Genomic DNA, 21236 nt, shown 5'->3' with positions numbered 1-21236 from the left:
TATAGACAGCTCATGATCAAAAAAAGCTGAAGCCCTAAGTAATAGCGGCTTCAGCTTTTTCACTTTTTCACCATTTCACTTCTATCGAACCGTCTGCACCTCTGGTGCCGCTGCAGCAACCTCGCCTTGCGAGTGGCGGTACAATTCCTCGTACACCCCTTGCAGCTCAATAAGCTCCGTATGCGTTCCAGACTCGACAATAGTGCCATGGCTCAGAACAAGAATCCGGTCCGCATGCATAATGGTGGACAAGCGGTGGGCGATCACAATTGTCGTCCTGCCCTCAGACACGACCTGCAACGCTCGTTGGATCAGCTGTTCAGTCTGAGAGTCCAAGTTGGCTGTCGCTTCATCTAGAATCAGAATTTTCGGTCGGAACACGATAATCCGGGCAAAAGAGATCAACTGCCGTTCGCCAGCTGATAAACCGCTGCCTCGTTCGGAAAGCTTCGTCTCGTAGCCGTCAGCCATACGATTAATCAACTGATCCGCCCCTACGAATTCACAGGCGTGAATAACGTCTTCACGCGAGATCGAGTCGTCAAACATTCGAACGTTATCGATAATACTTCCCGCATACAGATACGGCTCCTGCTGAACTAAGCCCACTATTCGGTGAAGCTCTGCCTGCGGGATATGACGGACATCATTTCCGTCAATTTGCACGCTGCCCTCCTGCACATCGTAGAACCGGCAAAGCAAGCTCATCAGCGAGCTTTTGCCCGCACCGGTTGTACCTACGATTCCGACCATCTCGCCCGGACGGATATGCAGATCAAGTCCGCGGAAGATTGGAGTCCCGTTCCCGTAGCTGAACGAGATTTTGTTATAGTCCACGCGTCCTTGTACAGCATCATGGTTAATTTTAACCGGCTTGGCCGCATCTTCAACTTCAGGCTCGACATCGAGAACGCCCCAGATCCGGTTGACTGCTACCGTTGCGGACTGGAGAGTATTCCATTGCTGGGTAATCGCATTAATCGGCTGGAAGAACTGACGGATGTACGTTATAAAAGCATACAAGACCCCAAACTCCATCGTATGGCCAAGTACCGCCTTGCCTCCGGTCCAGACGACAAAAGCAATGGTCAGGTTACCAAGTAAATCAAAGGTCCGGTTAAACGTTACCGCTGTGCGGATCTCACGAACATTTGCCTTGAAATAATCCTCGTTCCGCTCCTTGTACAGTTCTCCTTGCGCTTTTTGCTGATGGAAGACTTGTATCAGGCTCATGCCTGCAAGATTCTCCGCAACAAACGCGACAAGACGGGACAAGCGCGTCCGGGCCATCTGGTATGTCGTACGCATGAAGGATCGGAAACCAATGGCGATAAGCGCAATAATTGGCAGAAGAAGAAGACAGTAAAGCCCTAACGTTGTATCCAGATAGAACATCATCACCAGAATGGAGACCAGCGTAAGACCATCCCTTAGCAGAGTCAGCAGCACCTGGTTAAAGAACTGGTTAACGGCCTCGGTATCGCTTGATACATGCGTGATCAGGCTGCCGCTGGACGTTTTATCGAAATAGGACATCGACAGCTTTGTAATATGTTCAAACAGCTGTTTTCGGATGCGGGCTACGATGCTTTGGCCGGCTTCCTGCAGCAGGTTATTTTGCAAATAAGTAAACAACATGCTTGAGAGGGATAAGCCAAGATAGATCGCGCAAATCACAATCAAACTGCTGTAATCGTTCTTACCCACCATCAGGTTATCGTCAATCGCAATCTTCACAAGGTACGGTTGGAACAGTTCAGAGGCAATGGCAATAATCGTACAGATGGCAACCAGAGTAAACGTCTTCCGGTGAGGGGTTATATATGACTTCAGAATACGAAAAGCTGACTTGTATTGCGGTTTGGGCTGCTTTCCATTACCCGCCTTCTGATCCATCTGCCAGTTGTTAACGGCCGTCGGCATATTGGCTTCCCTCCTCTTGAATCGCATGGAGCTCGGCATAAGGTCCCGGTTCCGCAAGCAACTCCTCGTGCTTGCCCCTCTGAACGATTTTCCCTTCATCCAATACGATGATGAGATCCGCATGCTTTAAAGCGCTGAGCCGATGCGCGATAATAATCGTTGTTTTTCCTTGACGTTCCTGCTGAAGCGTGTGTATAATCTCGGATTCGGTCACCGCGTCAACGGCGCTGACGCTGTCATCCAGAATCATAAGAGGAGCCTGCATAATAAAGCCGCGCGCCAGACTTGTTCGCTGACGCTGTCCGCCGGATAAGGTTACGCCCCTCTCTCCCAGCTTCGTCTCGAAGCCTTCCGGGAATTCGGTAATATTATCATAAATCCGCGCCTGCTTGGCAGCCCCATGAATCTCGCTCTGCCCGGCCTGCCGCCTGGCAAAAGCAATATTCTCGCCAATCGTTGTGCTGAACAGGAATCCGTCCTGCGGCACGTAGGCGATCTGAGTGCGAAGGCTTTCGAAGGAGAGCTGCCGTATATCTTCAGAGCCGATCCGGACAGCATTAGCCGGCGGATCATACACCCGAAGCAGCTGCTTCACTAGCGTTGTTTTTCCGCTGCCCGTACGCCCTACAATGCCAAGCGTCATTCCCGGCCGAATAACAAGATCGATATGATGCAGCGAAGGCTGTGAAGCGCCTGGATAAGTAAACGTCAAATCCGAAATGCGAATTGGATTTTCAGACAGATTGACAGCTGTGGCATGCTCAGTCTCCACAATGTCGGGCTGAACCGCTATCAATTCATTAAGCCGCTGCAAGGATGCCCGCGAACGCTGTACCGTATTGATAACGTTACCAATTTGCTGCAGCGGGTTCATCAGCATCCGCACATATAGGGTTAACGCAACGAAATTACCAAGGGTAATGTCCCCGTTGATGGTCAAATATCCGCCATAGGCCAAAGACACAATGATCGACAGGTTACCCAGGAACGGCACCGTTGCCTGGAACAGCGAGCTGATCCGTACCAGCGATAGCTGATTGGTCTTGATCTGATCCACCTTGGCACCAAACCGATTAATCATAATAGGCTCCACGGCAAACTTCTTCGTCACGCGAATACCGCCAAACTGCTCCTCTGCCGATTCCGTCATCGTGCCAAGCGCCTCCTGCACTTTGCGGGAACGCTGGCGAATAACCGGACCAATCTTAATGACAATCCAAGGAATAAAAATGATCGGCCCTATGGAAGCAGCGATGAGATAGAGCGGTATATCGCTTAGAATCATCGCCCCTACACAGGAAATCAACAGCATGGAAGCCATGGCCGTCTGGTTAATGCCCATCGATATCGCTTCCCGTACGCCGGTCACGTCGTTCATGAAGTAGTTGAGCATTTTGCCGACGCCATTCTTCGAATAGTAATGCTCGCTAAGACCTGAGAAATGGGTGAACAGACGACGACGGGTCATGTACTCGAACAACCGTCCGACGTACATGACCAGATATTGGCCGTATCCTCCCAGCAGTGCATATCCCGCTCCAATCAAAACTAACAGTAAGCTGTAATGAGCGACATCATGGGAGCCAAGTGCTCCGCCTTTCAGCTTATCCGTAAAGTCCCCAAGTACCTTCGGAAAATAAGCAAATACAATACTCGCAGCCGCATGAAGAGTAAAAGATCCGAGGTAAATATGCCAGGTCTGCTTGAAATACGGCTTTAAAACTCCTTCAGATTTCAAGACTCATCACTTCCATTGTTGGATTCAGAATTGATCTCTTTTTCCACTTCCGAAGAATTCTCTTCTGGTGGCAGCTCGTGAAGCTGAAATACATTAATAAATTCTTCCATAATGGCTTCGGTAGCTTTCAGCTCGCCGCTGACTACCAGTTTAATTGCCTCAAAATCCGGATCATTCAACTGTCGTTGCAATGTGGAACGAGTAACCATAAGCTTTTCTAGAAAAGCAAGAGCTCTGCCCCGACGAAAAGTTTGTGCCTTTCCACCATCTCGATTTCTGCACTCCTCCTTAAAATGCTTCCCTCTGTGTCCTTGGCCGTTACGCATAGGTATATGCCTCCTTCAGTCTTTGTATACATTCGTATACACTTCACTTTATGTATACAAATGTATACTTCACAAACGACGCTGTCAATATTTAGTTTGGTAGTTTTTCCAATCATTATAAAATTCTCATTTAGTGGAAACCTAATTTAACCGATCTGGATGAGGTGAACGCCATGCTGAAGAATGTACTCATCATTTTCATAATGACTTTAACTCTCCTTGGTTCTAGTCATGTTCATGCCAATCCTGATGCAGCCATTCATTCAGAAATGACTGCATTAATCAAAAGTTACGAACAAGATGTCGGACAGCGGGTTTTACTTCCCACTTGGATTCCTCCGAAGTACACGGCTAAAAATCTCGAATATACTGCAAAGGATCTCTCCATTACCTACATGATTAAACAAAGACATGATGGAATGATTAAGTTAGACGCTAGAAAAGACCATCCACTAATGGATAAATATACGTTAAACATTCTTTTAGATAACGGTAAACTCGCTTATTTCAATGGAGAGCGCTCAGATGGACCGTTCGACAGCGAGTATATTGGTTATGTATCCCTTTGCTTTTTCGATGGCAATGTCTTGTACGATCTTCATATGCATTCGCGAACAATACGATTTTCAAAAATGAAAAAAATAATCGTTAAAGTCGCCAATTCTATGGAACCAATCCCTGAGAAATAAAAAAATCGCCCCTAGCCGGCGATTTTTTTATTTCTCTTAACTATTTCTCTTAACTTCCAAATAAACGCAAAAAGAGAATTCCTCCAAAAGCACAAGCCATCCCTGTCACTTCGATACGCGAAAACTGCTCCTTTACCACAAACCGAGTGTAGAGCAGGACGATCAGCACATTTAATGCCGTTACGGCGGATACGAGTCCAGCTTTGCCGAAGTCAAAAGCTGTTACGATCATCATCATGCCCACCGCATTCGTCGTTCCCACCAACATTCCTGTAAAAAAGGTCCGACGCTCGCTCCAAGCTTTAACTGCAACTTGGCTCTCCACTGCGGCGGCGACAGTTACGTCAGCTGTAGATGCAGCCATAGCTAGGCTGACCCGCTTCATGGTAAGCCGATCCTTAAGCCACCATACACCATAACAGGTGGAGCCGGAAGCAAACATAAAGAACAAGGTTGGGAAGAGCGGCGCGTCCAGCTTGGTGGACCAAGAGCCAGACAGATCATTGCAGGCGAACATGAGGAGGGACAACAGCCCCCATTGTGCTCCCTGCAGATTTTTTAGCGATAAGTCATTGGAATAGCGGACAAGCAAGATGCCAGCCACAATCACAGCGAAAGCAGCCAATTGAATCGTACTAAGCGCTTCTCCCCATAACACGTACGCCCCCATGACAACCAATACAGCTGGTAGTGCCGTAATGATTGCAACAAGTGAGGCTTTTCCGACAGCAAATCCCTTAAACATGCTCGCATTCGCGACGAAGGAGAATACCCCCATCTGGATACCAACAAGGGCCGATGTCGTCCAAGGCTGGCCGGATATAACAGCGGTTATACCGCAGATCAGTGCACCCATTGTAAATGCGCCACATAGCAGCACCGTCCGGCTTAACGGCAGCTGGCTAGTATAATGATATAAGATTCCTCTTAATCCAAAACATAACGCCGCTAATATCGCAAATAAAATCCACATTACTCTAGTAATCCCCTTTCCATTCTTCTAATCTTAGTCAGGATAAGGAATTGTTGCAATGCACAGTTATAAATAATCGTTTAAAAAATAGCTGTTGCCACACCTGACACACCGTGTTAATATATGGAAAATAGTTTTTCGGAAGGGCTTCTAGGGATCCGACTCCATCAGGATGGCGAACCAAGCGAAGCCGGCTTGTGCGCGAGGCGCCAAGCTACACCGTGAGGAATAAAAGACCTTCGGAAAGTTCCGCCTGTTCATAGGGCGAAACAGACCGGAGGTCTTTTCCCCTTTAGCGGGTTAAAACAAAAAGGGGTGTGTAGGGTGCGGTCCATTCAGGTAGAGCAATTGGAAAAGGTATTCCAAGTAAAGAGAAAGCAAGCTGGTCTGACGGGCAGCCTTAAGGCATTATTTAAGCCACAATTTGCAAACAAGGCCGCAGTAGAAGGCATTACTTTCTCTGTTGAACAAGGAGAAACGGTTGCTTTCCTTGGACCAAACGGCGCCGGTAAGTCAACCACGATCAAGATGCTGACCGGCATCCTCCACCCGTCCTCTGGCACAGCTGAAGTTCTGGGCTGTTGTCCATGGACGGAACGGTCAAAGCTTGCTTACCGCATCGGTTCCGTGTTCGGGCAGAAGTCGCAGCTGTGGTACCATCTCCCGCCGCTGGATACGTTCGAATTAATGAGTCGGATCTACGAGCTGCGTCGGAATGATTATATGCAGCGGCGTGACAGCCTGATCGAGCGCTTCGAGCTTGGTCCATACTTGCATACACCCGTGCGGAAGCTGTCGCTTGGTGAACGGATGCGATGTGAAATCGCCGCCTCCCTGCTCCATCGCCCACAGGCCTTGTTCCTTGATGAGCCAACTATTGGTCTTGATGCAGTCGTCAAGCAGCGTATTCGGGAGCTGATCGTGGAGATGAACCGCGAGGAAGGTACTACGATTTTCTTGACCTCCCATGATGCCGGCGACGTGGAAAAGCTGTGTGACCGTGCTATTGTCATTAATCATGGTGGGATCGTGTTTGACGGACAGGTTGAATTCATGAAACAGCAATTTCTGACTCATAAAACCGTACAGCTTGTGCTGGAAAATGACCCTGGTAAGCTCTCGCTTGATGGTGTAGCTGTCTTGACCCGCAGCGGCTCACGGCTCACGCTCAGCGTTGATACTGGGCATACAACGATTGAATCAGTCATGTCAGCCTTGATGGCGAGCCATCGCATTGTCGATATGACAGTGCAGGACCCGCCGATGGAGGATATTATCTCCCGAATGTACGGGACGTTTCGTACGAAAGAGGTGGTCATGTGATCAGCTTCTCGAAACCGGCCAAATATATTTTCATCGGCAAAATCACGCTGCGCAGCCAGCTCGCTTATGTCGTCGATTTTGTCATACGTTCCTTGTTCTTGCTCCTCATCCTTTATATATTCATGCAGCTGTGGCAAACGACATTTGCGGGTGAAGGTACAACCGCTATTAACGGATACTCCTTCAAGCAGATGATGTGGTATCTTGTCTTCACCGAATCGATGGTGCTTGCTACACCAAGCCTTTGTACACGAATCGAAGAAGAAGTTAAAAGTGGTGACGTCGCCTTCAAGCTCATCAGACCGGTCAGCTTTCTCGCGTTTCACTATGTCGAGTATATGAGCGAGGTTGCCATCCGATTTGTAATCAATTTGCTGCTTGGTTCTACGATTGCCTTCTTGATGGTCGGCTCTCTGCCTGTTGGTGCAGGTCTCGCATGGCTGCCTCTCATGGCATTTGGCGGGTTTACCGTTAATTTTATGCTCGGTATGCTTGTTGCATTAAGTGCCTTTTGGGTCGAGGAGACAAGAGGGCTTGAGTTCGTCTATAACAAAATTTTATTTACAGTTGGCGGTATGCTGATGCCGCTGGAGCTGTTCCCAGATAAGCTCCAGCAGATTGGACACTGGCTGCCTTTTCAAGCCATCGTCTATTTCCCGGCTCGAACAGCTGTTGGCATGCATCACGGCGAGATCGCTGGCATGCTTGCCGTGCAGTGGCTGTGGGCAGCCCTTATCGGACTCGTTGTATGGCTTGTTTATCGAAAGGGGGTGCGGAAGCTGAATGTCAATGGCGGATAACAATAGATATACGGTGGGAATATCCGAGCATGATCAGCCAGGCAGGCTTCGCCGCCTATTCCGATTTACAACGGCAAGCTGGAGGCTGAATCTGGCAGGAGCGATGGAGTTCCGACTCAGCTTCCTGCTGACTGTCGGAACCATGATTGTGAACAACATTGTCTGGATTATTTTCTGGGATATGTATTTCCAGCGCTTCTCCGTGCTTAACGGTTGGACGATGCAGGATGTGATGATGATGTGGGCAGCAGCGGCTGGAGGCTTTGGAATCATGTCGATTTTCTTCGGCAATGCTACACGCCTTGCCAGTCTGATCGTAACCGGGCAATTAGATGTTTATCTCGCCCAGCCGAAGCCGGTATTGCTGAATGTGCTGATCAGCCGCATGTCAGTGAGCGCAATAGGTGATCTCCTGTTTGCCATATTTATCTTCCTAGCGTTTGGGAACGTTACTCTGCTAGGGACTATCAAATTTACGGCAGCTCTGCTGCTCTCCGCACTGATCTTTATCTTCTTTTGTGTCATTACGGGCTGCCTCTCCTTCTGGCTTGGTAACACGGAAGGACTAAGTTTTCAATTGTATAATGCGCTGCTCACCTTTGCCACCTACCCTACAGGTATCTTCAAGGGCTTTGGCCGGCTTGTATTATTTACGGTCATTCCCGCTGGTTTTATAAGCAGTATGCCAGTGTCGCTGATCCGTGAGATCGACCTGAACTTCCTCTTCGGAGCTGTTGGAATGGCGTCCGCTTTATGCGCAGGAGGCATCCTTATCTTCTATAAAGGCTTAAGAAGATACACTTCAGGCAATATGATAGGACTCAGGCGCTAACAGAAAAGGCCATCAAACTGGGGTTTCCCAGGATGATGGCTTTTTTTAAGTTTCACAATGGAGAACTCGCAAAAGTTTAACCCTCCGCTTTTATTCTGCGTTCCAGAACAAATGGACCAAACGGCAGGAAGGCAGCCACAACAGCTCCAGCTATACGCACAATTTTCCATCTGAATAGCACAGCCATCACCACAGTTGCTATTAAGTAGAGTGAAAATAAGAAACCATGAATACCGCCTGTTACCGCTACGGCCTCCGGACGATCATACATATATTTAAGAGGCATCGCGATACATAATAAAATAAGGAAGGAGGCCCCTTCCAAATAGCTGATCCATCGAAACCATGTTTTAGCTGATTTTCTCATTTTGCAGACACGTCCTAACGTTTCATGATATGAATTCGCAACGATTTGTATAGCACCAGCCTTCTTTACGTGTACAAGTGTAAGTAGGTTTCATCTAAAGGTGTACACGAATGACAATATCCTGATCATGATTGCCGAATCCAGCACCATAGATCGTTAATCCCCCTACGTTCACAGCCTCCTCATCCACCGTGAAACGAAGCGTCCAGAACGGCTCCTCCAGCTTGATATCCGCGACAGTCACATCCGACATCCGCTCTCCATCCATAAACGTACCGAAGGCATCAATACGAATCGTCTTTAATAACCCATACTGGTTCACATTACGGTGCCACCATTCTGGCGTATATTTGCCGCGTGCAGCTCTACCAAAGTCTGCAGGACTTGTCCAAGTCCCAAGTGAGATAGCGTTAAATGTGAACTGGATATCCGATGGCCAATAATCGTTCAAGCCCGGCGCTTCTGAAGCGATTTCCATCGAAATTTCGATAGCTTCAGCCTTTTGACCGGAAAGCAGATAGTTCGGTGTTTTGTATTCTACATAACCTCTTCCAAACCAAAGAATAGCCGCGTGAACCCGCTCAGGATCAAGAAAGTAACGCGGATCGTCCCAAACACCGATTTCTTTCTCATGCGTCCCAAGCCCGCAGGTAGGATGAACATCAAAAGCCGTATAATGCCCGACAGAAATCATCTGCTCTCTAATCCTTGCATTCCGGGTTGCGGATGGAAGCTCGATCTCGATGCTTTTTTGTTTGAGAAAACATAATTTATGTGTTCCTCCGTTTAGACGCACCCTACGACTTCCGATAAGTTCAGCTTTCTCGAGTTTACGTAAGTGCATGGTGACAATTGAAGGGCTTAGCTCTAATGCAGCCGCAATATCCTTCACATTCATTTCCTTATCAGCAATGAGGTCCATCATTCTCCATCTGACTTCGCTGGCAAGCGCCTCGTATAACGGCAAGAATCTCGAATCTCCGTTTGCCTTAATCATAACCACATATCTCCTGACACCAGTTAAATTCATATAAATATTAATTTAATGGATTTTATCGCATCCTTCAACCCCATACTATTGCAACAAATTGAGCAGTATTGTTTAATTCCTATATGAACTTGTCAGCAATCAATTCTTATATACATGAATTCAGAAAAAAAAGAGGTGCAGCAATGAGATACAATAATCCCGTCATAAAAGGCTTCTACCCGGATCCAAGCATATGCAAAGTGGAAGACACCTATTATCTAGTTTGCAGTTCCTTTCAATATTTTCCTGGCGTTCCGATTTTCCAAAGTAAAGACCTTCTTAATTGGGAACAAATCGGTCATTGCTTAACTCGCAAAAGCCAGGTTCAGCTGGAAACCGTAAGCAGCTCAGGCGGTGTATTTGCTCCTACTATTCGCCACAATAACGGGCGGTTCTATATGACCACAACGAACGACACTACACGTCAGAACTTCTATGTATGGACCGACGATATTTATGGCGAATGGTCCGACCCGGTCTATGTCGACCAAGGAGGAATCGATCCGGATTTGTATTTTGAGGATGGGAAAACCTTCTTTATGAGCAATGGGACGGACGATGAAGGGATCGGCGGCATTGTTCAGTGTGAAATTGATATCGAATCGGGGAATAAGCTATCGCCAAGCCGTTCTATATGGCAAGGAACAGGTGGACGTTATTTGGAAAGCCCTCATCTGTATAAAATCAATGGACGTTACTATCTGCTCGCAGCAGAAGGAGGAACCGAATATGGCCATATGGAAACGTATGCGCGGGGCAACTCCCCTTCCGGCCCATTCGAAGCCTATCCAATGAATCCCGTATTGACCAACCGTAATTTAGGTGGCTACGAGCTGCAGGGGGTTGGCCATGGTGACCTGATACAGGACAACGAAGGTAATTGGTGGCTCTTCCACCTCGGCTTCCGTCAAATCGGGCAGTGGCTTACTTATCATCATCTAGGTCGTGAAGTCTTCCTAACGCCTATTACCTTTGGCGAGGATGGTTGGTTTACAGCCGGACATCAAGGCACCACGCTCATGAGCTTCGACACCGATCGAATCTCAGACACAGTCATCCAGCAGGAGAAAAAGCTCTATTCTTTTGAGAATACAGATTGGAATCTGGACTGGTGCTTTCTTCGTCATCCAGCGAAAGAGAATTATTTGTTAGAACACGATAAGCTTCAGCTAAAAGGCACTAAAGTGACGCTTGATATGCCAGCATCCCCAACCTTCATTGGCATACGCCAAAGAGACTTTAATGCTGTAATCTCTTGCGATATAACTCTTAATAGTGGTGAAGCCGGTATCACGCTTTATATGGATGAAAATCATCATTATGATCTTGCTATTCGCCAAACAGAGAACGGATATAAGGTGATTGAACGCCTGAATATCGGAGATATCAAATCCATCGAGCATGAAGTAGATCTAGGAAGCAGCAATCATGCCACTCTGGTTGTACGTGCAGCCCCTGAACGCTACAGCTTCTACCTTCATGTTGACGGCAAAGACATCCTACTTGGTACAGCTCAAACAAAATATTTATCTTCGGAGATTGCTGGGGGCTTTACTGGCGTATTGATTGGTTTATATGCTTGCGGGGAAGGCTCTTTGGCGGAGTTTACGAAGTTTGAATGCAAATATAACTAGTAAAATGAGAGGGTAGAACAATAATGTTCTACCCCCTTGAATAATTTGGTTCATTTATACTCGCTGATGCAAGGCAACGGATGGGATCATATTTTTCCGCCGGTATACGCTGAGAATAAACCCGATTACGACTAAGTTCAAGACAAGGTTAAATCCGCCATAACTGATCATTGGCATAGTTATATCCATAACAGGCAGCAGACCTGCAGTCATTAGCATATTCAGTACATATTGGGCAGCGATTATCCCAAACGAGCCAGCGATAACATTTCTACCATAAGGGTCGGCTACGATTCTCGTTACAATCCACACTCTAACCATCAGCGCAGCAATAAGCGAAGCTACTAACACCCCTGTTATCCAACCAAGACTATAAATCAAATAAGTAAACATCATGTTGCTATAGAAAAATGGAATTTGATCCATGCTGATGCCAAATCCATTTCCCATTAATCCAGCTGATCGAATGGCTTCCATTGAGCGAGCTGCGATATAGTTGGAATCAATAGAATTGATTTGATGCAAGATATGTTCTACCGTATAGCTAAACTTATTATCCAGCAGTACCAAGACAGATCCACAAGCCGTCATTACTGTGATATACGACAACCAGGTTTTCCATCTTCTAGAGATCAAGAGCAGTACTGATAAGCCGATCATGTACAATACAAACATTGAAATATGACTGATCGTTAAATAAATCCATGCAGGTACAAGAACATACAGTAATAATTCAATAATATAGACCATACTTCTCTTCAGTAAGGAAACCTGATTATCAAGAGCTGGTTTCATCATGCCTGCTATGGCGAGTATAAAGGCATAAATGGAAACCATCGACACATTAATAGTCATCGTTGCTACTCTGATCCATGCTTCATCTCCATCTACCTGCAAGCCAAATCTCTTGGTCAGTAATAGACCTGATGCCGTTGCTATATAAAGAACAAGCGACCAACGGTTCAACTTGCGATAGTCCCAGAAATAGATGGCTGCCATTACAAGTAAACCTAATACTCCATAAAATAAAGTATTCCCTACAAAATGAACAACAATTGTCGTTACTGCCTTCCTCATCGCAAACATCGCAACCATTCCGGTTCCGAGAAGCAACCCTACCAATACAAGCAGGTTCCAGTCTGTTTGCGGCTTATGTACTTTATGGAATTGAACCCCTAGCTTATTCGGGTCACCCATCTGGGCGATCGCCTGATCCAGCGCAGCTTCTTCTGACAGCCCCTCAGCCAATAATTCCTCGATAATCGCCTCCAGATGAGCCTCGATTTCCAGCTTAATCTCTGGATGCATCTCTTTTGCTTTGACCGGCAAACATACCTGGTCCAAATATTCCGCTACTTTCAAACGATAGGAAGCAATCATGCATGGCCCTCCCCCAGCACGAGATCCACTGTCGAACGGAATAGAACCCATTCCCGTTTTTTCTCCTGCATTTGAAGTCGGCCTTTGTCCGTAATCCGGTAATACTTCCGCTTGCGTCCGGTCTGTTCATCCCAGTAAGCCTCAACAAGCTTGTCCTGTTCTAACGCATGGAGTATAGGGTAAAGGGTACCTTCCTTTAATTGAAAAAGTCCGCCCGAGCTTTGCTCGAGCTCCTTCGTGATCTCGTAACCATACATCGTTTTCTTATCGAGAATATTCAAGATTAGAATCACTGTACTTCCTTTCATTAGCTCCTTGTTAATCGCCATATCGTCCTCCCTAGTTATTCGATGCATCGTATATCTAGGTATTAGTATAACGGAATAAAATGCCATATTCAACCATCGGAAAACAAAAAAGGCGCTGGAACCGGGGTAATCCCCAGTTCCAGCGCCATTATTATTACCCTGCCACATCTCTCCGTGTGAACATTAGCCAGGAAACCAGATTAAACAATAAGAAATATACCGCTAGCACTCCAATGGAGAAGGACAACGTCATTCCGTCGTGGAAAGGTCTCCCTTCCATATACTGAGTTAGATCCGTATTAGCGAAAAACAGATATTTGCTCCACTCGTAGCGCTGCAGCGCATTCAGAAGAATATTGCCTGCAAACACAATGCCGATGGAGAATCCGATCGCCATCGCACTGCTGCGGAAAGCAGACGAGATCATAAAGGCAATCGTAACATACATCACGTAGATATCCCATTCAGCAAATAGGTCTTCCACAAATGAAGGACCATATTTTGTTCAACGACCTGCCCTCCAGTAAAATGGAGCAAAGGCAAATCCATATCATTAAATCCAAATAAAATTCCATTAATCAAGAACGATATGACAAACAAAATAAGCAGCAAGACCATACTGAACAAAAGCATAGCAAGATATTTAGATAGGAGGATCTTAATCCGACTCGATGGGCGGATGAGCAGAAGCTTAATAGTTCCGGTTGAAAATTCTGCTGCTATAATATCTCCGGCAATAATAATGGTAAGTAGAGTACATCCTTATCCTACTAACCATATCACTGCTTGGACTCTTAATAGCTGGTTGTAGTAAAACAACTACTTATGGCACTCCTATTCCTATTAAGAGAATAACATGGGGCATGAATGAAGAAGAAGTTAAAGAAGCTCTCCATATTTCTGAAGTAAACATCACACCATCTATGACAAATTTTATCTTCAATAAACAACTAGTGCTATATAATCGAACTGCTGAAGTTACCTTCTATTTTTCTGAATATCACACTTTATTTCTTATTCAAGCAAAATTCAAACCTGAAGATATCGCATACGTCCAACAAGCGATAACGAAGAAGCGTGGTCAAGGGGAATATTCCTATAACGAGAAAAGTGATCCTGTTACAGACACCGTCAATTGGAATGATGATCTGCTTGAAACAAATACAAAATGGTTAACGGAAGTAGAAGAACTTTATCATAAATTTGGAGTTAAGACTCCGGACAGTCCAATGGAAGATGGCGTTATGATTAGTGACAGACCTATAACTAGCTGGAGATTGACATTAGATAAAAATAGTCCCTTCTACGGTACGCTGAGCTTTAATGGTCAATTTGCAGCTATGCTATATGAGCCAGATCGATATGAACCAACAACCAAAAACACCTGATCCAATATGATCAGGTGTTTTGAAATACTATTGAATATATGATTAGGAAGCCTACAGATTATTATACCAGTCGTCCTCAACAGGTGATAACCATATCGTATCTTGCGATGTTCCAGCCGTAACGGCTAAGTGCACAAACCAGCTGTCCTTGGTTGCTCCATGCCAATGTTTCACATCAGGAGGAATATTGACGACATCGCCTTGTTTAAGGAGACGCGCAGCTTTCCCTTCTTCTTGATACCATCCCTCTCCACCTGTGACTAATAAAACTTGTCCAATTTTATGGAAATGCCAATTATTTCGTGCACCTGGTGCAAAGGTTATGTTCCCAATAGCTGCATTAAGCGGTGTCGGATCCGTAAATACCATTTGTAGATAAGCATCGCCAATAAAGTTTGCTTCAACTTTCTTACCTAGAGGAAAGACTATACTTTGACTTAATTCTTCATATGCCATTTATTCACCCTCCTCTATAGTAAAAATTTCTTTAGCTCTGTTAAATGCTGACCACGCTTTTGGCCATCCAGTATAGAAAGCAAGGTGGGTTATCATTTCAGCTATTTCCTCTTGGGTAACACCGTTTGCTTTTGCTCTTTGTAAATGAGCTGGCAATTGTTCAAAGTTCCCGCCAGCGATTAGAGCACTAACCGTTATCATACTGCGATCGCGAGGAGATAATTCATTCTCTCGGGACCATACTTCACCGAATAATACATCGTCGTTGAGTTCTGCGAATTTAGGTGCGAATTCTCCAAGCAAATCTCGCCCTGCTGTTTGTTTTTCTGGCATAGTTGTTATCTCCTATCTTAACATTAAGGTCTAATTAATACTTTGAGCGCTTCACGTTTGTCCATGGCACGATAACCTTCTGGAACCCCATCCAGATCAACGGTTACATCAAATACACGTCCAGGTTCAATTGTTCCGTTAAGGATGTCGGGTAATAATTCTTCCATATAAGCACGCGTTGGTGCTGGTCCCCCCGTCAGCGTTATATTACGCCCGAAAAGACTAGCAAAGCCGATGGGAGCATCCTCATACTGAGGCACCCCGACACGGCTGATAACCCCACCAGCCCTCACTGCACCAAGGCTCATCTCATAAGCAGGCATTAGACCAACACATTCAAGAACAACGTGTGTTCCTTCGCCATTCGTTAACTCCCGAACTTTCGTAATGCCTTCTTCTCCCCGCTCAGAAACAACATCTGTGGCACCAAATTCAACACCAAGATCTGTCCGCACCTTATGGCGACCCATGAGAATGATTTTCTTGGCACCGAGTTTCTTTGCTGACAGGACGGCAAGAAGACCAACTGCTCCATCACCGATAACCGTTACTGTCGTATTTTCATTCACACCACCCTTCACTGCCGCATGATAACCAGTGCCGTATACATCAGACAATGTTAATAGGGAAGGCAGCAATGGAGAGTTCTCATCTATTTCGTCAGGCAATTTGAACATACTTCCTTGTGCTTGAGGTACTCTAACAAACTCCGCCTGGCAACCGGACATAAACCCTCCGTGCATGCAGGAAGTCATTAATCCTTCTTCGCAAAAAGGACATGTGTTGTCGCCATAAGCAAAAGGAACGACAACCAAATCGCCTCTTTTGAATCCAGTAACGTTCGATCCCATTTCTTCAATTCTTCCGATGACTTCATGGCCCATGGCTTCACCTTCGCCATGCTCATGGGCATGCATGCTATGATAAGGATGCAGGTCGCTTCCGCAAATGCAGGCGGTAACCACCTTCAAAATGGCATCAGTCGGTTTTTGCAATTTCGGAACGGGTACTTCTACTACGCGAACATCACCAGCAGCGTACATCATATTTGCTTTCATTCCAATTCACCCTCTTTTCATTTATGAAACTAATTGTTTTTGAGTAGACTTTCGCAAGAATAGGATTTGCTTATTTGCCGGTTCTCTTCTTTTCTGCTTCTGGATAACGGTCACCAACAATTTGGATCTTGGAGATTTCTTCATTAATCTCCTGTAGCTCTTGTTCAGTAAATACGATATTAGTAGATGCAACATTTTCAGAGATTCTGCTGACGTTTGTTGTCCCTGGAATTGGAACAACAAAGGACTTCTGGGAAAGAATCCATGCAAGTGCTATTTGTGCAGGAGTTACATTCTTCCGCATAGCGAGTTTATTCAAAAAATCAATAATCACTTGATTCGCTTCCATTGCATCCTTAGTAAAACGCGGAAGCTCCCCCCGGTTGTCATTCTCGGTGAAAGATGTATTCTTGTCTATTTTCCCGGTGAGAAATCCACGTCCCAGAGGGCTATAGGCAACTAAGCCAATCCCTAATTCCTCGAGTACAGGGAAAATATTTCGCTCTACATCGCGCCACCAAATCGAATACTCACTCTCCACCGCCGCCAGCGGTTCAACGGAATGCGCACGGCGTATGGTTTCAGCACTTGCCTCCGATAATCCCCAGTGGATGATTTTTCCATCTTTTTTAAGATGTTGCATAGTCAGCGCTACATCTTCAATTGGAACCTTTGGGTCCACACGATGGATATAATATAGATCGATATAATCCGTACGTAATCTTTTTAAAGATCCTTCAACTGAACGGATGATGGACTCTGGCCTGCTGTCAAGCTCATTTGTTAAACCAGAGATCTTAAAACCGCCTTTTGTCGCAATTTGCACCCTACTGCGGTGACCTGCAAGCGCCTCACCCACAAGCTCTTCATTTGTATAAGGCCCATAAACTTCTGCTGTGTCATACATGGTAATGCCAGCATCAATAGCAGAGTGCACGACTTGAATCATTTCATTACGGTCTTTTGCCGGACCCCGATGATAGTTTAGCCCCATACACCCGAATCCAAGCAATGAAGTCTCCAAGTTACCCAATAATCTTTTCTTCATAAGTCTCCTTTTCTTTAATCCGTATTTGTAAATCAAAGCTTCAAGCTTTCATGTACATATGAGATCAGAATCCCAAAAATTATTGTGCAAAAATCGCGATAAACAATTAAAGTCGTTTAATCAACTTGTGTCTATTATTATAGATGTAAGCAATTTGAATTCAATGGTTAAAAAATTAAGATTTGTTAAGTTAACAACAGATCATCAATTTTTGTTTATTATTATTAATTCTTACTGACTCTCTTTGTTAGTAAGGCTAATGGGATAATGCATGTAGTTTCTCATTAAAATAAACAGTATACTCAATAACAAAAATAGGAATCCGCCTAATACCACATATTTTGTACCCATTTCAGTAATAATCGTTCCTCCTACAGTAGTTCCGATTGTTACCCCTACGTTACCAGATGCTAAAAATAAGCCATTTGAGAACTCAGGAGCTTCAGGAGCTGCAGACATAATACAATATTGCGAGATATTATTCCCTATAGCCACTACTATCCCAAAAGCGAAAACAATGATTGCCATAGGTACAGTAAACTGTCCCATTGAAAACAATAAAGTGTAAATGAAACCCAATACGAATGGAAAGGATATTACAGATTTCATTGTGCTTTTTGTAAGGAGCTTGCCTGCGACAATGTTTCCTATTATACTGGCCCCACCGAATATGAATAACATTAAACTCGTTGTTTCCCCAGGTATATTTGTAATGGTTTCAAGATACTCAGCAAGGTAACTACTAACTCCATACATCGCTGCATTTATAAAAATGACAGCAGCTATGGACAGCCAAGTAAAGAACCGTTTTAATACACTTAACTGAGATCCATAAGATTGTCTCTCCTTAACAGGCATGGATGGTACAAATAGTAAGGTAATAAATGCAATAACATTCACGATAGTAAAAAATAACATCGCCATCTCGATTGAAGTTGAACTAGCAATAAAATTGGAGATTGGTGAACCAAGTACCATCCCACCAGTTACTCCCATAAATACTTTTGAAATCACCTTTGGAGCTTCTTCCTTGTTAACTGATGCAGCTGCTGCTGTTAAAGCTATTGAGACGTATACAGGATGCAAAAAGGCAGGAAGTACACGAGCAATTAATAATATGGTAAAGCTTGATGCGAATATGGAGACAATGTTGCCAAGAACGAAAACACCTAATACAAATAACATTACCTTTTTACGATTTAAGCCCGAAAACAATAACGGAAGAATCGGTCCAGATAGGGCAACAGCAAGAGCAAAGAGACTCACTAGTAACCCTGCTTTGGCTATACTGACATTAAAGTGATCAGCAATCGAAGGTAATATCCCAACGATACCCATCTCCGTATTTAAAATACCGAATACACCTATCGTCAAAATAACGATAAACAAATGATTTTTTCTATCCATTAAATTAGCTCCTACTTTCTTTAAACAAAACTTCGAAAAACTTCGAGAACTTCTATAATAGCCGCGCACTATTTAATCATCATTTAACTCCCTAAAATGATCCTATCTTCAACCAACTAACTTCCTGGCATGTTTCAAGATAATCCTCTAAATTGTCAAAGAAGCAAACACTGTATGAAGGACAGTTGCAGGACATTTGAAGTTCATTTCTTGATCCATCATCTCTTTTCCATAGCTCAAACTTTGATGATTAAACAACAATACTTGATTAATCAACTTGTGTTTATTATTATATGATCAAGATGCGTTAATTCAATGGTTAAAGAAACGAGATTTGTTGATAAATCAACATAAGAAATATAAATGTTAAGTATCTTTAGAAGGTATGGTGGGTAAACGATGGCTAAAGTAGACCGGAGAATTCTTAAAACGCAGGAGGCTTTAAAAAAAGCTGTTATTGAACTGATGACTGAAAAAAATTTTGATGATATAACCATTCAAGATATTGCAGACCGGGCAAACCTAAATCGCGGAACAATTTATCTTCATTTTCAAGACAAATTCGATTTATTGGATAAACTCATAGAAACACACCTGAATGAATTAGGAGAGATGGACGAATGGGCATGTGAGATGGATTGGAACGAGGCTCTTGAACCTTATTTTGAATATTTCGAGAAAAATTATTTATTTTTTTCAACCATGTTGGCAAGTACAGGTGTACCGTCAGCTTTCAGAACTCGACTTCTAACTTCTTTTATTGAAGGTTTCAAAGGTGAGATAGATAGAGAAAGCGGAAGAAATATAGATTTAATCGATGATGTCATGCTGCAATATGCCGGTACCGCTTATGTAGGTACAATTGAATGGTGGATTAAAAATGGAATGCCTTATCCGCCTAAAGTGATGGCTACACAAGTTGGTACCCTGTTAGGGAGAAGTTTATAGTACTGGACCGCCTTGAGCATTAGCATAAACTGTCCTTAGCTAAAAGAAAAAGAGCAGCTGCCGGATCAGTCTGCTCCATAGTGTATTTAAAACTAAAGTTCCTCGTTTTGCGGAAGAAATAGTGTTCAAAAGGTAGGAGCAGGTAATTCATCAATTTTTATACGAAGTAAACTATATGGTTTTTGTCGCAGGTCTTTTCCATAATGAAATCTGGCCTGTCGATGTAATTGGTTCACAATAACATATAAGTGTTGATCCAGACCAATAGAAAAAGTATCCGGCCATAAAATTCTCGGATCATGTGCGATGGTTTCCATTATTCCATTCGGCATTATCTTTCGAATACTATCGTTTTCATAGTCTCCAGCGTAAACGTTTCCTTTTGCATCGGTTATCAATCCATCAGATGCACCTTTTTCTCCCCAATACTGCACATGATAACGTAAATTGAAATCCGGTATTGTTTTGTCTCTTAGGGCTTCTGTTGAGATCGAGTATAGATGACGACTGGTTAATGGACAATAAAATATAATTTTTCCATCAGGGGAAATTGCTATACCATCAGAGGCCAATCGAAAGGGAGAGGTCGAACCATCTGTGTTTCGATTCATCAAAATTTTACCTTCCACTTTTGGTAAAAAATACGGATCGGGTGATGTTGAATTTGCTCCATTTAACCGTCTAAACGCATTTCCATTTTCTAAATTTACGACTATAATAGCGCCTGGTCCTTTTGAAGAAGAATCCGTTATATAGGCGTAACCTGATTTACCAACACGAAAATCAAATCGGACATCATTCAGATACGTTGTCGGCAAAACTACATCTTCTGCAAACGTATATACTTTTCTTATTGTATTTGTTTTTAAATCTATAGCGACTAGTTTTGCCCCTCCCTTAATAGGCTCAGAAAAATTTGGTGCAGCCGTATCCAGTACCCACAGGGTTCCCCTTCCATCAGCAAATACACTTTGGACACTGATGAAGGACATAGTGATATTCAAAGGATTTATCATATTGGTTTCTAAATTAGGATAAGGCTGCAACCGACCCTCAACAATTTCCGCTACCGTAAATCTAACGTCATCTCCCCATTTCGGAAAGCAAACGAAGATACGCCCGGTTTCTGATACGCTCACGCCTGTAGGCATAGCCCCATAAAATGAATAAACGAGTTCTAACTTACCGAAGTATTCTTCCATAGGTAACATAGGTTTTATAATATCCTCCCCAACATTTTTGAACGGATATTATCAACATATGTTAAAAATTTTT

At 44.2% G+C, this 21236-nt stretch carries 23 protein-coding genes; 7 read left to right on the top strand and 16 right to left on the bottom strand.

Going from position 1 to position 21236, the window contains the following annotated elements:
• Positions 1 to 81 precede the first annotated feature (81 nt).
• From AB4Y93_RS20520 to AB4Y93_RS20510, 3 genes are read right to left on the bottom strand one after another with little or no spacing between them, the layout of a single operon-like run.
• Entirely contained in the window at positions 82 to 1923 is a 1842-nt protein-coding gene (locus AB4Y93_RS20520; RefSeq protein WP_441894710.1) for an ABC transporter ATP-binding protein, read from the bottom strand.
• Positions 1907 to 3661 carry an ABC transporter ATP-binding protein gene (locus AB4Y93_RS20515; protein WP_441894709.1) on the bottom strand — a complete coding sequence of 585 codons (1755 nt, stop codon included), beginning with the start codon at positions 3659 to 3661 and terminating at the stop codon, positions 1907 to 1909. The genes AB4Y93_RS20520 and AB4Y93_RS20515 overlap by 17 nt, the downstream gene beginning before the upstream one ends.
• Positions 3658 to 3987, bottom strand: a complete 330-nt coding sequence (locus tag AB4Y93_RS20510) for a hypothetical protein (RefSeq protein ID WP_441894708.1) — start codon at positions 3985 to 3987, stop codon at positions 3658 to 3660. Before AB4Y93_RS20510 ends, AB4Y93_RS20515 begins: the two co-directional genes overlap by 4 nt.
• Positions 3988 to 4160: 173 nt before the next feature.
• Between AB4Y93_RS20510 and AB4Y93_RS20505 the strand changes: the two genes are divergently transcribed.
• Positions 4161 to 4676, top strand: coding sequence for a hypothetical protein (locus tag AB4Y93_RS20505; protein ID WP_441894707.1), 516 nt, complete (start codon positions 4161 to 4163; stop codon positions 4674 to 4676).
• 49 nt (positions 4677 to 4725) lie between these two features.
• Here the strand turns inward: AB4Y93_RS20505 and AB4Y93_RS20500 are convergent, their stop codons facing one another.
• Complete coding sequence (locus AB4Y93_RS20500) at positions 4726 to 5649, bottom strand: EamA family transporter (RefSeq protein ID WP_441894706.1); 924 nt, start codon at positions 5647 to 5649, stop codon at positions 4726 to 4728.
• Positions 5650 to 5973: 324 nt separating this feature from the next.
• Here AB4Y93_RS20500 and AB4Y93_RS20495 point away from each other — a divergent pair, with 324 nt between their 5' ends.
• The 3 genes from AB4Y93_RS20495 to AB4Y93_RS20485 are packed head-to-tail and all read left to right on the top strand — an operon-like array spanning position 5974 to position 8604.
• Complete coding sequence (locus AB4Y93_RS20495; RefSeq protein ID WP_441894705.1) at positions 5974 to 6972, top strand: ABC transporter ATP-binding protein; 999 nt, start codon at positions 5974 to 5976, stop codon at positions 6970 to 6972.
• On the top strand, positions 6969 to 7772 hold the full coding sequence (locus tag AB4Y93_RS20490; protein WP_441894704.1) for an ABC transporter permease: 804 nt from the start codon (positions 6969 to 6971) through the stop codon (positions 7770 to 7772). The genes AB4Y93_RS20495 and AB4Y93_RS20490 overlap by 4 nt, the downstream gene beginning before the upstream one ends.
• Positions 7756 to 8604: an ABC transporter permease gene (locus AB4Y93_RS20485; protein WP_441894703.1), complete on the top strand. Its 849-nt coding sequence runs from the start codon at positions 7756 to 7758 to the stop codon at positions 8602 to 8604. The genes AB4Y93_RS20490 and AB4Y93_RS20485 overlap by 17 nt, the downstream gene beginning before the upstream one ends.
• A gap of 76 nt (positions 8605 to 8680) precedes the next feature.
• On the opposite strand, the gene AB4Y93_RS20480 is transcribed toward AB4Y93_RS20485, so the two are convergent.
• Together AB4Y93_RS20480 and AB4Y93_RS20475 are read right to left on the bottom strand one after the other, a co-directional pair.
• Complete coding sequence (locus tag AB4Y93_RS20480; RefSeq protein ID WP_441894702.1) at positions 8681 to 8971, bottom strand: DUF3817 domain-containing protein; 291 nt, start codon at positions 8969 to 8971, stop codon at positions 8681 to 8683.
• A 94-nt stretch (positions 8972 to 9065) separates the two neighbouring features.
• Positions 9066 to 9968, bottom strand: coding sequence for an ArsR/SmtB family transcription factor (locus AB4Y93_RS20475; protein WP_441894701.1), 903 nt, complete (start codon positions 9966 to 9968; stop codon positions 9066 to 9068).
• A gap of 176 nt (positions 9969 to 10144) precedes the next feature.
• Here AB4Y93_RS20475 and AB4Y93_RS20470 point away from each other — a divergent pair, with 176 nt between their 5' ends.
• Positions 10145 to 11635 carry a glycoside hydrolase family 43 protein gene (locus AB4Y93_RS20470; RefSeq protein ID WP_441894700.1) on the top strand — a complete coding sequence of 497 codons (1491 nt, stop codon included), beginning with the start codon at positions 10145 to 10147 and terminating at the stop codon, positions 11633 to 11635.
• A gap of 54 nt (positions 11636 to 11689) precedes the next feature.
• On the opposite strand, the gene AB4Y93_RS20465 is transcribed toward AB4Y93_RS20470, so the two are convergent.
• The 4 genes from AB4Y93_RS20465 to AB4Y93_RS20450 all read right to left on the bottom strand — a co-directional run bounded on the left by AB4Y93_RS20465 (position 11690) and on the right by AB4Y93_RS20450 (position 14067).
• Entirely contained in the window at positions 11690 to 13015 is a 1326-nt protein-coding gene (locus tag AB4Y93_RS20465; RefSeq protein ID WP_441894699.1) for an FtsW/RodA/SpoVE family cell cycle protein, read from the bottom strand.
• Positions 13012 to 13344: a PadR family transcriptional regulator gene (locus AB4Y93_RS20460; RefSeq protein WP_441894698.1), complete on the bottom strand. Its 333-nt coding sequence runs from the start codon at positions 13342 to 13344 to the stop codon at positions 13012 to 13014. Before AB4Y93_RS20460 ends, AB4Y93_RS20465 begins: the two co-directional genes overlap by 4 nt.
• 133 nt (positions 13345 to 13477) lie before the next feature.
• Entirely contained in the window at positions 13478 to 13771 is a 294-nt protein-coding gene (locus AB4Y93_RS20455) for a hypothetical protein (RefSeq protein ID WP_441894697.1), read from the bottom strand.
• Positions 13771 to 14067 (bottom strand): ABC transporter permease, encoded by a 297-nt coding sequence (locus tag AB4Y93_RS20450; RefSeq protein WP_441895000.1) that lies wholly within the window; start codon positions 14065 to 14067, stop codon positions 13771 to 13773. Before AB4Y93_RS20450 ends, AB4Y93_RS20455 begins: the two co-directional genes overlap by 1 nt.
• 119 nt (positions 14068 to 14186) lie before the next feature.
• On the opposite strand from AB4Y93_RS20450, the gene AB4Y93_RS20445 reads away from it, so the two are divergent.
• A complete protein-coding gene (locus AB4Y93_RS20445; protein ID WP_441894696.1) occupies positions 14187 to 14711 on the top strand; it encodes a hypothetical protein in 525 nt (174 codons plus the stop codon).
• Positions 14712 to 14762: 51 nt separating this feature from the next.
• On the opposite strand, the gene AB4Y93_RS20440 is transcribed toward AB4Y93_RS20445, so the two are convergent.
• The 5 genes from AB4Y93_RS20440 to AB4Y93_RS20420 all read right to left on the bottom strand — a co-directional run bounded on the left by AB4Y93_RS20440 (position 14763) and on the right by AB4Y93_RS20420 (position 19013).
• On the bottom strand, positions 14763 to 15167 hold the full coding sequence (locus AB4Y93_RS20440; RefSeq protein ID WP_441894695.1) for a cupin domain-containing protein: 405 nt from the start codon (positions 15165 to 15167) through the stop codon (positions 14763 to 14765).
• On the bottom strand, positions 15168 to 15500 hold the full coding sequence (locus AB4Y93_RS20435) for a carboxymuconolactone decarboxylase family protein (RefSeq protein WP_441894694.1): 333 nt from the start codon (positions 15498 to 15500) through the stop codon (positions 15168 to 15170).
• 23 nt (positions 15501 to 15523) lie between these two features.
• Positions 15524 to 16558: a zinc-binding dehydrogenase gene (locus AB4Y93_RS20430; RefSeq protein WP_441894693.1), complete on the bottom strand. Its 1035-nt coding sequence runs from the start codon at positions 16556 to 16558 to the stop codon at positions 15524 to 15526.
• A gap of 70 nt (positions 16559 to 16628) precedes the next feature.
• Positions 16629 to 17606 carry an aldo/keto reductase gene (locus AB4Y93_RS20425; RefSeq protein ID WP_441894692.1) on the bottom strand — a complete coding sequence of 326 codons (978 nt, stop codon included), beginning with the start codon at positions 17604 to 17606 and terminating at the stop codon, positions 16629 to 16631.
• 231 nt (positions 17607 to 17837) lie between these two features.
• Positions 17838 to 19013 (bottom strand): MFS transporter, encoded by a 1176-nt coding sequence (locus tag AB4Y93_RS20420; protein ID WP_441894691.1) that lies wholly within the window; start codon positions 19011 to 19013, stop codon positions 17838 to 17840.
• A 399-nt stretch (positions 19014 to 19412) separates the two neighbouring features.
• Here AB4Y93_RS20420 and AB4Y93_RS20415 point away from each other — a divergent pair, with 399 nt between their 5' ends.
• Positions 19413 to 19961, top strand: coding sequence for a TetR/AcrR family transcriptional regulator (locus tag AB4Y93_RS20415; RefSeq protein ID WP_441894690.1), 549 nt, complete (start codon positions 19413 to 19415; stop codon positions 19959 to 19961).
• 125 nt (positions 19962 to 20086) lie between these two features.
• Here AB4Y93_RS20415 and AB4Y93_RS20410 read toward each other — a convergent pair whose 3' ends face one another.
• Positions 20087 to 21181 (bottom strand): L-dopachrome tautomerase-related protein, encoded by a 1095-nt coding sequence (locus AB4Y93_RS20410; protein ID WP_441894998.1) that lies wholly within the window; start codon positions 21179 to 21181, stop codon positions 20087 to 20089.
• Positions 21182 to 21236 lie beyond the last annotated feature (55 nt).

Source organism: Paenibacillus sp. YAF4_2, assembly GCF_052113225.1.
Classification (GTDB): Bacteria; Bacillota; Bacilli; order Paenibacillales; family Paenibacillaceae; genus Pristimantibacillus.
The sequence above is the reverse complement of the archived record's forward strand: the minus strand, read 5'-3'. Positions and strand labels throughout refer to the sequence as shown.